This is a genomic window from bacterium, from assembly GCA_030690305.1.
Classification (GTDB): domain Bacteria; phylum Patescibacteriota; class Minisyncoccia; order Phycocordibacterales; family JAGLPS01; genus JBBUCK01.
Genome location: JAUYHB010000030.1, coordinates 1 through 2,025, shown reverse-complemented (window position 1 = coordinate 2,025; position 2,025 = coordinate 1). Strand labels below are relative to the sequence as shown.

Here is a 2,025-nt window from a genome sequence, read left to right as displayed (position 1 = left end):
CGTCGGCATAGCTCAAGGAAACGTCGATGTTCAATCTCGTTGTGCGGTGACTCAACGGTCGGTCACTTCCTACTTGATCAAGTACATTGTGAAAGAGTTCGAGGACCAGGATGAGGATGGGAATAGAACGCGAAAAAAAGGCTGGCATCGTTACCGGCGATCGCAAGGTCTCGAGGTGCCTGTCAAGGGTCAGGTCTTTTGCGGTGGTCGGGGTAGCGATCGCGAAGCGTCGTTAAAAGCTTACATGGTTCTTGCGACGGGAAAGCTTGTTGTCTTTGAGTGGCGGTCGGAAGATGGTCTTCAGTTCATGTTACGAACTTTTCGTTAGTGACGTGAAAAAGGGTCAGGTCTTGAACGTTGTGTTGTGGAGGGGGGTGATGAGGTTGAGTCAACGTAAAGCGAAGGGCATGGGCGAATGGGAAAAGTGCTTAAGAGAATTTCGGGAAAAGGTCAACCTGAGTTTGTCGGCGATCATTGAAGGGCACTTAATGCTCGGTCATAAAGTTTTGACTTTTTCCGATTCGGACGGCGTGGTCGTGATGATAAGTTGCGAGTGCTGCTTGTCGAAAGTCAACGTGGACGATCTTGAGAGACAGTTACAGAGCGAAGACAGTTTGCCGGAACGTACGTCAATTCAGTAAGGCGCCGGGCCGGTGCGTGTAGGTGGGGGAGTCCCACCGGAGCGCACCGGCCTCCGGGCTGCTACTGTTGAAAAACTTCCTTGAGGACGTGGTCAAACTCGGCGTCGTTGCACTTAGTTTCGCGTTTCACCTGGTCTCGAACCTGTTGAGGGGTCAGGTCTTTACTGCTGCTGATTACCTCGTAGCTGCTGACGATTTCCATCAAACGATCGTAGTTCATAGGGCCTTCCTTTTTAAAAGAAAATCCTTTGACCTTCACAGATTAGGTCAAAGGAGATCCGAATAGATGAGGCTACCTTATGGATAGCAGGCGAAGTGACGGCGTTGCGCCGGCGCGCCGCTTGCGCTCCGATGGCGGGGCGGTTGCTCGATCGGGTGATCGCTGCTAAGATGGTTTCGGGTAGCCTCACCGCCACCCCGCAAGCGCCCACTGGCTGACGCCTCACTACCGCCTTAAGCACACGGTTGATGGGGCGCTTGTGTTTATGGTCCTTTTTGTGATAGCTTCATCCTGCTTAAGGATGGAAGTAGTTTGGATTCGAAGCTACACTCTCAAGAAATAAATCCACCATACCCTAGGCCGATCGGCCAGGGCAGTGCCTGACTACGTCGCGCTAGAAGATTTCGCCTCGGGGTCATTGCGTCCGGCTGCGTTGCCGCACGGAAGCGTCAAGCTTCGTGTTGTGCCTGGCTTGCGCGTGCCTCGCAGTGGTGTCTTGCCTCCGCTGCTTTCTGACGTTCTTGTCAATGTTCCCTCTTTAGTCTTGAACAACGAACGTTTCGTAACCGTAGGGCGCGATCAGTTCCGCCAGGTGCACGAACCTACAGCGGGCATAATTGCCTCAACTCATGTTTCGATTGTGTCTTATCCCGACGGTGACATGGAAATAAGCGGCTGTCATCGTCCACAAAGAGGCGGTCAAGGTCGGGTCTCAACCGAAGAAGAAAAGGAGAAAATTGAGGCTGCGCGGGCGCGTCGCGAGATTCGGCGGATGGTGAAGTATTATGGCTTGGATCATATGTGGACAGGTAACTATCGGGGAAAACATTCGGATCGCGGTTTGGTCTTGAAAGACCTTTACAAGTTTGAGCGGCTCGTGAGAAAAATTTATCCACAGTTCCGTCTCGTTTTGGTTTTAGAAATTCATCACGGCGGCGGCGAGAACGACGGAGGTTATCATTTTCACTTTGCCGTTCATGGGTTTTACGACGTGAAAGTCCTCCGCGATGCTTGGTGGAAAGTCGTCGGCATAGCTCAAGGAAACGTCGATGTTCAATCTCGTTGTGCGGTGACTCAACGGTCGGTCACTTCCTACTTGATCAAGTACATTGTGAAAGAGTTCGAGGACCAGGATGAGGATGGGAATAGAACGCGAAAAAAAGG

The 2,025-nt window shown here is 52.0% G+C and carries 4 protein-coding genes; 3 read left to right on the top strand and 1 reads right to left on the bottom strand.

What is annotated here, in order from left to right:
- A partial coding sequence (locus Q8O71_04285) for a hypothetical protein (protein MDP2705579.1) occupies positions 1-328 on the top strand: 328 nt, incomplete at its 5' end.
- A gap of 49 nt (positions 329-377) precedes the next feature.
- Positions 378-641, top strand: a complete 264-nt coding sequence (locus Q8O71_04280) for a hypothetical protein (GenBank protein MDP2705578.1) — start codon at positions 378-380, stop codon at positions 639-641.
- A 61-nt stretch (positions 642-702) separates the two neighbouring features.
- On the opposite strand, the gene Q8O71_04275 is transcribed toward Q8O71_04280, so the two are convergent.
- Positions 703-861, bottom strand: a complete 159-nt coding sequence (locus Q8O71_04275; GenBank protein ID MDP2705577.1) for a hypothetical protein — start codon at positions 859-861, stop codon at positions 703-705.
- Positions 862-1,237: 376 nt separating this feature from the next.
- On the opposite strand from Q8O71_04275, the gene Q8O71_04270 reads away from it, so the two are divergent.
- On the top strand, positions 1,238-2,025 hold a 788-nt coding region (locus Q8O71_04270), incomplete at its 3' end, for a hypothetical protein (GenBank protein MDP2705576.1).